A 9,908-nucleotide genomic window follows, 5' to 3' on the forward strand; every position below is an offset into this window, starting at 1 on the left:
AAGTAAAAGCTTTGGTGAATTATAAAAATGAAATCATTAGAAGATAGTTAACAAGGTGTTTGGCATAGATTATGTTAAACACCTTATTTATTTATAGTAGAGTTTATACATCTATCACTAGATACATTCTATTTATTTTGCGAGTCAAACCGATACGGTGAACCGTATCATAAGTAGGGGACAAGCTATAGATGGAAATATGAATTATAAGACTACACAATAACTATGGCATCATCTATAAAATCAAATATCTCTAAACGCATTTTTGGGCCCCCTTAAGTTTTTTTCCCTAATTAGCCTGCCTATATATTATACCATAAAAAATAACCAACCGTTAAGAGTTGATTATTTTATTTGCTACTATGTTTAGATAATCCAAACAGACTGCCAACTATCCCTAAAATCACACTCATCCCAACAATCAATATTATCACATTAGTACTTAAACTTTGACCTGGTGGAAAAGGGATAAAAGGTAAAGCCGACTGCATCTGACCATAGCCATATTTCAAAGTCCATCTAAATAATAAAGAAGCAATTCCACCTCCTACTACAGTCAAAAACAATCCTTCAAGTAAAAATGGAAAACCTATAAAAAATTCTGGAGCCCCTAACAATTCTAATGTATTGATCTGTTCCCTATTATTATATATTCCCTGCCTAATAATATGGGATATCACTATCAAAGTAGAAACACCAACAGCCAACAAAACCAAAACCCCTAAAACTTTAAGAATAATTACAATATCCTGTAATCGGTCAATTACTCTTTTGTTATCCCTTATATAGTCAATACCATTTATATTTTCCATCCTGTCCAATATGGAGTCCGCCTTTTCAATATGTATCTGAACTTCTATAAAAGAAGTAAAAGGATTCTCATCAAATAATTCTAGTATATTGGCTTCGTTCCCTAGAATATCTACCATTCTATTATAAGATTGTTCTTCACTTACTAAAGTAACCCTCTCCACTCCTTCTGTACTCTCAATGTCTTCTATCAGGGATGCAATTTTTTCACTCTCTAACTGATTATCAAAATATACATTGATTTCTGCTTCTTTCTCTATTATTCCTATAATATAATTGCTAATTCCCCATCCAGAAACCACTAAAGCTAAAATGAAAAATATCAATCCAATACTCAATATAGATAATAGATTGGATAGAAAATCTATTTTAAATAAGGTCTTCCCTTCCTTTAAAAAATAACCTAAATTATAAGCTGTTTTTTTCATTTTGCCAATACCTCCCGTCTTTCCAACTGAAGATTTCCTTCTTCAATTCGGATAAATATCCCTTCCTCTTTATCTTCAATTAGATGGGTAGCATGAGTAGTTATAATTACAGTAGTTTCATCATCTTTTAAGGAAGTTAAAATATCCAATATATTGAGGGCATTGTCCATATCCAAATTTCCTGTTGGTTCATCAGCCAAAATTAAAGATGGTTTTCTAGCTATAGCTCTAGCAATGGCAATCCTTTGGCTTTCCCCCCAAGAAAGTTTCTCAACCAAAGAATCTCTTTTATGACCTAATCCAACCTTTTCTAATGCTTCATTTGCATTCATCTCCATGTTTTTTGGAGTAAAATGCAAAAACCTCATACCCAATATAATATTTTCCAAAGCAGTCCGACCCTTTATTAGCTTAAATTCTTGAAAAATAGGTCCTATATTTCTTCTAAGTTTCCTAATATTCCTTTCTTCTTCCTCTGCCATGTATTGCCCCATTACTTTTAAATATCCTTTAGTAGGATATTCCATCCCCATTATCAGTTTCAATAAACTAGTCTTCCCTGACCCGCTAGGTCCAGTTATATAGACAATTTCTCCTGATTTTATATTTAAATTTACATTTTTCAAAGCCCTTGTCCCATCTCCATATACTAAAACCATATTTTTAGCTTCAATCATAACTAAAACCTCCATTAAAACAATTTAATTCCTACAGTCAATTCCATATAACCCTCCATAATCTCTATGGATTTTAAAGTATTCTTCCCTATTAAAGGTTCAATATCTAAAATAAAATCTCCTTCTTTAAAAAATTCATAAACAGTTCCCTTATTAAGACTAAAACCATAGAAATTCCCTTCTTCTACTTGGAATTTCAAGGTTTTCTCATCTAAAATAGAGAAAGTGCCTTGCAAAGTAAGATTTTTTTCAGGAAATTCCATTTTTATTGCTCCTGGATAAAACTCTACTATAATTTCTGGTAAATTAGGGTTTTCAACAATTATTTCATTAAATACTTCCTCTTCAATAATTCCTTTTACACCCATTCCAGTCAATTTTAACTCTACCTTATCCTCAGGTAAATTCCCTTCTTTTATTATATGAGTAAACTCTTTGGAAGTATCTTTAACCAATATAGCTAATTCTTCCAACATATTCATAATTTTATCTAATTGTTCCTGATAATATTGCTTGTCCCCCTTTAAAGATGTTAGATATTCTTCCATTTCCTCTGCCTTTTTCTCTTTTTCTTCAATTGTCTTTATTAACTGATCTCCTTTATCTTCTAAAAGAATAAGTTTTTCATCTAAATTAAATTTATCTTCCTCTAATCTTTTCTTTAATTCATCTACAGACTCTAGTAATTCCCCCGTATTTTTAGTTATATCCCTTAAAGTATTTATCCTTTTCAACAAATTTGTTATACCATCTGCATCTAATATTATCTCAATATAAGAACTAGGACCCATCTTTTGATAGCTTCTAAGGACCTGCTTTAATATATTTAATTTTTCATTATAGTTAAAAGTCTCTTTCTCGATTTTCTCATCTAAATTTATAATTTCTTCTTTCATTTCTTCAATTTCTAAATAAATACTATCCTTTTCTCTTTCCAACTCTTGAATTTCCTGAGCTTGAATAAAAAGAAAATCTAGTATCTCCTTTTCTTCCTCAGAAATATCCAGTAATTTCTCTTCAACCTCCTCCAGCGAATCCTCTTCTGCTGCCAATTCAGAGGAAATAACCACTGTATTAAACAATATTAATATAGCAAGTATAATAATTTTTCTTTTGTTTCTGCCCCAAAACATTTTTCCACCTCATTTTTAGTTCCTCTTTATTATATTATACATGAAATGCTTTTTTCCTTCCTTTATAAATGAAAAAAAGCCATTCCTAAAAAGGAATGGCTAATTAATAATCTAACTAAAATATAATATGAGCAGCTATAGCTATAATAGGTAATGTAACCAAAGTTCTCTCAATAAATATAATGAACAAATCTTTTAAGGATACAGGAATCCTTGAGCCTAATATAACTGCCCCAACTTCTGATAAATAAACTAATTGGGTTACAGAAACTGTAGCTACAATAAATCGAGTCATTTCACTTGGTATACTAGCTCCTATAACTGAAGGTAGGAACATGTCTGCAAATCCTACTACCATAGTTTGAGAAGCTTCTACTGCATAAGGTACTTGGAATAATTTTAATATAGGAATAAAAGGCATTCCTAACCATTCAAATACTGGAGTAGATTCTGCAATTATAAGGGCTATAGTACCAAAAGCCATTATAACCGGCAATACCCCCAACCACATATCTAAAACGGTTTTAACTCCATTTGAGAGAAATTTTGCTACTCCTCCACTTTCCTCAGCCTTCTTAACTGCAAGGTAAGTTCCCCATTGAGCATTTGTAAACCCTTCCGGTACATCTTCGCCGATATCTTTTTTAACTCCTGTATAATAGGTCTCCTTCTTTCTAGATAAAGGTGGAATTCTAGGTACTATTATAGCTGCAACAATTCCAGATATAATTATAGTTAAATAATAAGGTCCAAATAAATGTACCAACCCTACCTGATTTAATACTACCAAAGAGAAAGTAATCGATACAGCAGAAAAGGTTGTTGAAATAATAGAAGCTTCCTTGGCATTGTAATATCCGCCTTCATACTGCTTATTCGTAAGAGTAACACCAATAGTACCATCTCCTACCCATGAAGCAATACAGTCAATAGATGAACGTCCAGGTAATTGAAATACTGGTCTCATCAAAGGCGTAAGTAATGCACCAATAAATTCCAAAAGCCCAAAATCTGTTAAAAATGGTAATAAAAATCCTGCAAATAAAAATATAGAGAACAATCCTAGTATTAAATCGTGCAATATTAAACCACCAGTATCTCCAGACCAAATCCACTCAGGCCCTATTTCAAAATATACTAGCAAACTAAGTATAACACCGACTATTCTGGCACCAATCCAAAATTTAGATACATTGAACACAGATTTTAAAAATTCACTATTCTCAATAAAAGCGGGTTTAGATTTTTTATAAGCGAGAGTCATAATTCCTGTAAAAGCAATAATAATTACTATAATAGTAGGTAAGATAGATTCTAATAGATTTGTTAGTCCTCCAGCTAATAGAGCGACTAAAATGGTTGTTTCACCTTCATATTTGAAAGGGAACATCAAAAGGAGTACCCCTATAATTGAAGGTATAATAAACTTTAAGTAATCACCAGTTGTAAACTTCTTCTTTTCATGCGAATTACCCATATACAGCCTCCTTTTTTTTAATTTTATTAATTAATTACCTTTTTCCCTCCCTTCGGTTAATAATTAGTAATATTAAGATAATTCAAATTATACAGAATGTTGCTAAATATAGTATAAGATAATATGCAGTAAAAGTCAAAATGATTTTAATTTTCCACTTGTGAATAATGCTGTCAAAAAAAGAAGACTAATCCAATACTATTGATTAGTCTTAATATCCATTCACTAATTCCAACATCAAATCTTCATCTATATTACCACCTGTTAAGACTGCAGCTATATTTCTTCCTTCAAAGATATGATAATTCTTTCTAATAGCCGCAACTACTATAGCACCTGCCGGCTCACTAATTACTTTTTCTTTTTTAATTAAAAAAGAAACTGCCTTGCCAATATCCTCTTCATCCACTACTATTATCTCATCAATACATTCTTTCGCCATTTTGTATGGAATGTAGCCTACTCCCCCCACCAAGGCATCACAAATAGAAGGTTTAGTAGGGTAGGTTTCATAATATGTATTATCCTTTAAAGCATCTACCATAGCAGGACAAGCTGAAGTCTGAACCCCAATAATCTTTATATGGGGATTCAAATATTTTGCAGCAATACTAATACCAGTAATTATTCCTCCGCCTCCAATAGGTACCAAAATTGTATCTATAGATGGCTCCTCCTCCAATATTTCCAATCCTATAGTTCCTTGTCCAGCTATTACTATCTCGTCAGAACAAGGATCAACAAATGTACTTCCACTATTTCTAATCCGTTCTAATCCAATTTCATGGGCTTCATCATAATTTTCACCAATCCCTACTACTTGTGCACCATAGTATTCTATTTTTTCCACTTTACTCTTTGGAGTAGTTTTTGGCACATATACAGTTATATTTTTTATACCTAATAGATTGGAAGCATAACTAACAGCAGCACCATGATTTCCTGATGATATAGCAACAACTCCTTTTTCTATTTCTTCCTCACTAAGGCTTGTAAGTTTACTCATAGCTCCTCTAATTTTGGCACATTTCATTCTCTGTTGATTTTCTAATTTAAGATATACATTGGTATTATTATGGCTTAAATAAATAGATTGATCTAAAGGTGTTCTATAAATATATTTATCTATCCTTTTCTTTGCTTCAATTATATCTTTATAACCAATAGGCATTTATTTTCACTTCCTTAAACTTTAATTACTATTATGATACCATAATATACGCTTGACTTATTAGTAAAATAGCAAAATATTATTTTCATAAATAAGATTAAAAACCAGTCCTTAGAGACTGGTTTTGTTTTTCAAAGCCTACAACACCAATTCCTTAGACACCCTTAACTTCAATACCATGTTTTCTTATTTCATCTACTATTCCAACAGCTTTTTCATAGTCTTCGTTTGTAAATGCAAGGGGTTGTAAATCGATGTCATAATCTAATGTTTGCATATATAGATACTTAAATGCTTCCACGTCTTCCATATCATCAAAATAATCAGAAAATATAGCAATATCTACATCACTTCCTGTATCATAATTCCCCTTAGCATATGAGCCAAATAATATTGCTTTCTTTATAGTTATTTGCTTATCTATTTTCTGAACATAATGTTCTACTATATTTTGTACTGACTCAGGGATTTTAACCATACAAACACCTCCTTGGATTTATCCAAAACTTTCTTAGCCCTTTTCTTAGAAATTGAAGTTGACAATTTTTGCTTATATGTAGGATATCTTTCAGAAATATAATAATATAATAATTCAGCAAAAAACTCCATATACTCTTCTTTAAGAATATCAAAGTTAGTATCCGTTACTATTTTTCTATTTTTTACTTGATTAAATATTTTATTAAAAATTCTTGCTATATTATGAGTTCTAGCAGGTTCCTCATCAGTGTATAATATATAAAGACCTTTTACCATTTTCTCTATTGCTTGTTGACACATAAATACTACATATAAATATCTTCCAGATTTATAATTAGCTATTGCAGTTTCTAAGTCATATTCAGCAATATCCAACCAATACTCATATTTTTCTTTATTATCCATTTAAAATCACGCCCTCACATATATTATATCCAAATATTCAATTAATTTCACTATAAAAACAAAACCAGTCCTTAGAGACTGGTTTTGTTTTTATACTATAGGCCTTTCTAATATAGTTAATTCTTTATTATCTGCATTCAATCTAGCTTTTACCCCAAAAGGAATTGTTATTACAGGTTCACAATGTCCTGATTGTAAATTAAAGATAGTAGGCTTCCCTAAAGGTTTAATAATATTGTCAATTACCTCTTCTAAAGTTAGAGAATCATCATATTCTGAACTTTCCGGTACACAATTATTAAAATCGCCTAAAACAATTCCTTCTGCATCTTCTAGTTTATTGGATAACCTTAATTGGGTTAGCATTCTATCTATTTTATAGGGTTCTTCTCCTACTTCTTCAATTAATAAAATTTTCCCTTTTGTATCTATTTCATATTTAGTACCTATAGTGCTAGTTATTAAAGATAGATTTCCACCTATTATTGTTCCTTCTGCAATACTTCCATTTATAGTTATAATTTCTTCTTTTGGGTTCTTTATAGTAGAGTCAAATTCCCCTTCTAGTATAAAATTATATAAACTATTCTTAGAAAACTCACTAAAATCCCCAGTTAAATCTGAAGCTGCCATAGGTCCATGGAAGGTTACTAAATCTGACAATTGATTAAACACAATATGGAGTGCTGTTATATCACTATATCCTATAAATACTTTTGGATTATTTTTAATTAATTCATAATCCAACAATTCTAAAATACGGGGAGTTCCATAACCTCCTCTTAAACATATAATTCCTTTGACTTCCTTATTATTAAACATATTATTTAAATCTTTTGCTCTTAATTCATCTGAGCCTGCCAAATATCCATAACTAGAATAACAACTTTCCCCCATAACCACATTGAACCCCATCTGACTTAACTTTTCATAAGCTAACTCAACCTTATCTTTAGTCGTTGGACTAGCAGGAGCAACAACTCCTAAAGTATCTCCAATTTTCAAACCTTTTGGTCTTATCATTTTTTCCATCATATCCTAAACTCCAAAAAATGCTCGAGCTACATAAATAGCTGTTAATACACCAGCTAAATCAGCTAATAATCCTACAGGTAAAGCATGTCTAGTTTTCTTTATCGCTACAGAACCAAAATAAACTGCCAATACATAGAAAGTAGTTTCAGTTGACCCCATCATTACTGCAACAGTACGACCAATTAATGTATCAGGACCAAAAGTGTTAATTGTTTCTGTCATAACCCCTTGAGCTCCCCCTCCAGATAGCGGTCTCATAAATGCCATTGGCAATACCTCTGCTGGTATTTTCAAAGCATTAGTTACCGGACTTAATGCCTTAGTAAGCAACTCCATAGCTCCTGAAGCTCTAAAAACCCCTATAGCTACTAACATAGCCACAAGAAATGGAATAATTCTTACAGCAGTGTGAAATCCTTCCTTTGCACCTTCTGTAAATGATTCATAAACTTTAACCTTCTTAGCTAATCCAAAACCAACAATGCCTACAAAAACAACAGGTATAGCAAATTTAGATATTCCTTCAATTATACTAACAAACATATGTATCCCTCCTTATTTCTATACATTTTTAGATTGTTCATGTTGAATTTGATACTTTGGCATCTTTTGCATCATTTTTGTTGCAATAATAGCTACAGTTGTTGAAACAACAGTTGCAATTATTGTAGGCCCAATTATATCCGTTGGATTAGTGGCACCTGCTGCTGATAAAATAGCTATGGTTGAAGCAGGAACTAAAGTTACCGATGATGTATTTATAGCTAAAAACATTACCATAGCATCTGTTGCGGTATCCTTTTGCTCATTCAACTCCTGTAATTCCTTCATAGCTTTTAACCCCAATGGAGTTGCAGCATTCCCCAATCCAAGAATATTTGCAGCAATATTCATAACTATTGCTCCCATAGCTGGATGGTCTGCCGGTACATCGGAAAATAGACGTGTTGTCACAGGTTTAATCAAATTAGCAAGCTTTTGAACCAGACCTGAATCCTCAGCAATCTTCATCATCCCAAGCCAAAGAGTCATAATCCCTATCAACCCTAAAGCTATGCTTACTCCTGTTTCTGCATTTGAGATAGCTGCATCAGTTACTGCTTCTAAATTTCCCGTTGCAGCACCAACAATAAATCCTATTAATAATAGTCCTGCCCAAACAAAATTAATCATTAACAAAACCTCCTTTAGTATATTTGAGTTTGCCTTCAAGGCTTACTACATGAGTTACTTATTCATTTTATCAAAATTTCATCTACAATATCAACTCCTCTTCTCGTAAATTATAATAATATTCCAAAAACTATTTATATGTTTTATAAAGCAAAAATCATTCCAATGAACAATTGTGTATTTAATCAAAATATTTATTCAATTCAAAAGAATTTCTTCCGATTTATAGGATTATTTTCCGTTTATTGGGAAGTTTTGTTCGTAAAAAAACCAGCCTATACTAGACTGGTTTATATTCTCATTTCTAAATGTTTTCAAATAATTTCTACTTCTTTTTTAATTTCTTCTATTTCTTATTAAAATCAATCTTAATAATTGTGCTATTCCACTTGCCATAGCTGCTACATAGGTCAAAGCTGCTGCTCTGAGAACTTTTTGAGCACCTTTTATTTCTTCACCATCAATAAATCCATTAGTATCTAATAGATTTAAGGCTCTACTACTAGCATTAAACTCAACGGGAAGAGTAACAAGCTGAAAAGCAACAGCAGCTCCAAAAAGTAATATTCCTATATCCATTAATCCACCAAGACTAGGTATCAATAAACCAATCAAAATAAATCCCCAAGCAGCAGATGAACCAAATCTTGCAATAGGAAAAATCATATTCCTTAATGATAATGGCATATATCCGTTTGCATGCTGAATTGCATGTCCTACTTCATGAGCAGCAACACTTATTGAAGCAATAGAGCTATCTTGATATACTTCTTGCGATAGTCTCACAACTCCTTTTCTTGGATCATAATGATCGCTTAATTTCCCCCTAGCCATTTCAATGGATATATCTTGTAATCCATGTTGATCTAAAATTGTTCTTGCTACTTCAACACCTGTATAACCTTTTTTAGTCGATACTCTCAAATACTTAGTAAAATTTGTCTTTACTTTTCCTTGAGCATAAAGACTAAATATAATAGCAGGTATCAAAACAAACATCGTTGGATCAAATGGCATAAAACCGTAAGGATAAAACATTTTATCACTCCTTATTAACTATTTAGCTATTTTTAGATATCCTGTTAAAAATCATCAAGAAGGCTAAATTTTTCATCATCA

11 protein-coding genes are annotated in these 9,908 nt (G+C 31.6%); all 11 read right to left on the bottom strand.

Annotated elements, in window-relative coordinates; translation table 11 throughout:
- Nucleotides 1-350: 350 nt before the first annotated feature.
- The 11 genes from VK998_RS06800 to VK998_RS06850 all read right to left on the bottom strand — a co-directional run bounded on the left by VK998_RS06800 (nt 351) and on the right by VK998_RS06850 (nt 9,827).
- The gene (locus VK998_RS06800; RefSeq protein ID WP_325226843.1) at nt 351-1,238 is read right to left on the bottom strand and encodes a cell division protein FtsX; all 888 of its coding nucleotides are present in this window, start codon (nt 1,236-1,238) and stop codon (nt 351-353) included.
- Nucleotides 1,235-1,915: a cell division ATP-binding protein FtsE gene (locus tag VK998_RS06805; protein WP_325226845.1), complete on the bottom strand. Its 681-nt coding sequence runs from the start codon at nt 1,913-1,915 to the stop codon at nt 1,235-1,237. Before VK998_RS06805 ends, VK998_RS06800 begins: the two co-directional genes overlap by 4 nt.
- A 14-nt stretch (nt 1,916-1,929) precedes the next feature.
- Nucleotides 1,930-3,048 carry a coiled-coil domain-containing protein gene (locus VK998_RS06810; RefSeq protein WP_325226847.1) on the bottom strand — a complete coding sequence of 373 codons (1,119 nt, stop codon included), beginning with the start codon at nt 3,046-3,048 and terminating at the stop codon, nt 1,930-1,932.
- Between the two features lie 115 nt (nt 3,049-3,163).
- Nucleotides 3,164-4,525, bottom strand: a complete 1,362-nt coding sequence (locus tag VK998_RS06815; RefSeq protein ID WP_325226849.1) for a YjiH family protein — start codon at nt 4,523-4,525, stop codon at nt 3,164-3,166.
- Nucleotides 4,526-4,736: 211 nt separating this feature from the next.
- Entirely contained in the window at nt 4,737-5,696 is a 960-nt protein-coding gene (locus VK998_RS06820; protein WP_325226851.1) for a threonine ammonia-lyase, read from the bottom strand.
- 154 nt (nt 5,697-5,850) lie between these two features.
- Nucleotides 5,851-6,174, bottom strand: a complete 324-nt coding sequence (locus VK998_RS06825; protein ID WP_325226852.1) for a nucleotidyltransferase domain-containing protein — start codon at nt 6,172-6,174, stop codon at nt 5,851-5,853.
- Nucleotides 6,141-6,581 (bottom strand): HEPN domain-containing protein, encoded by a 441-nt coding sequence (locus tag VK998_RS06830; protein ID WP_325226854.1) that lies wholly within the window; start codon nt 6,579-6,581, stop codon nt 6,141-6,143. The genes VK998_RS06825 and VK998_RS06830 overlap by 34 nt, the downstream gene beginning before the upstream one ends.
- Before the next feature lie 90 nt (nt 6,582-6,671).
- Nucleotides 6,672-7,616 (bottom strand): S66 peptidase family protein, encoded by a 945-nt coding sequence (locus VK998_RS06835; protein WP_325226856.1) that lies wholly within the window; start codon nt 7,614-7,616, stop codon nt 6,672-6,674.
- Nucleotides 7,617-7,619: 3 nt separating this feature from the next.
- Nucleotides 7,620-8,159: a spore maturation protein gene (locus VK998_RS06840; RefSeq protein WP_325226858.1), complete on the bottom strand. Its 540-nt coding sequence runs from the start codon at nt 8,157-8,159 to the stop codon at nt 7,620-7,622.
- 18 nt (nt 8,160-8,177) lie between these two features.
- Complete coding sequence (locus tag VK998_RS06845) at nt 8,178-8,789, bottom strand: nucleoside recognition domain-containing protein (RefSeq protein WP_325226860.1); 612 nt, start codon at nt 8,787-8,789, stop codon at nt 8,178-8,180.
- Nucleotides 8,790-9,125: 336 nt separating this feature from the next.
- Nucleotides 9,126-9,827: a zinc metallopeptidase gene (locus VK998_RS06850; protein WP_325226862.1), complete on the bottom strand. Its 702-nt coding sequence runs from the start codon at nt 9,825-9,827 to the stop codon at nt 9,126-9,128.
- Nucleotides 9,828-9,908: the final 81 nt, after the last annotated feature.

Source organism: Schnuerera sp., assembly GCF_035459645.1.
Classification (GTDB): domain Bacteria; phylum Bacillota; class Clostridia; order Tissierellales; family Tepidimicrobiaceae; genus Schnuerera.